At 53.6% G+C, this 261-nt stretch carries 1 pseudogene; it reads right to left on the reverse strand.

Going from position 1 to position 261, the window contains the following annotated elements:
* Positions 1-118: 118 nt before the first annotated feature.
* Positions 119-261, reverse strand: a pseudogene (locus tag QP415_RS12085) (AAA family ATPase); the annotation flags it as partial.

The following is a 261-nucleotide window of genomic DNA, read 5'->3' on the forward strand; positions in this document are numbered from 1 at the left end:
AACCAACGTTGTCAGCACGATGACCGCAAGAGAACCAAACATGTCTTCATTGTCATGTGTGACGCCAGCGAGAGCCACAGTAAACGCCGCACATGCTCAATTTGTTATCTGTGATCTCCTAAGCATCTGCCAGGCGCTGCGAGACGACGGTTGTGACCCCGTCACGCATCGTCACGCCGTAGAGCGCATCAGCGATTTCCATCGTGCGTTTCTGGTGGGTGATAACAATCAGCTGGCTTTCTTCCTGCAGCTCCCGGAAGA

Source organism: Pauljensenia sp. UMB3104, assembly GCF_030217285.1.
Lineage (GTDB): Bacteria > Actinomycetota > Actinomycetes > Actinomycetales > Actinomycetaceae > Pauljensenia.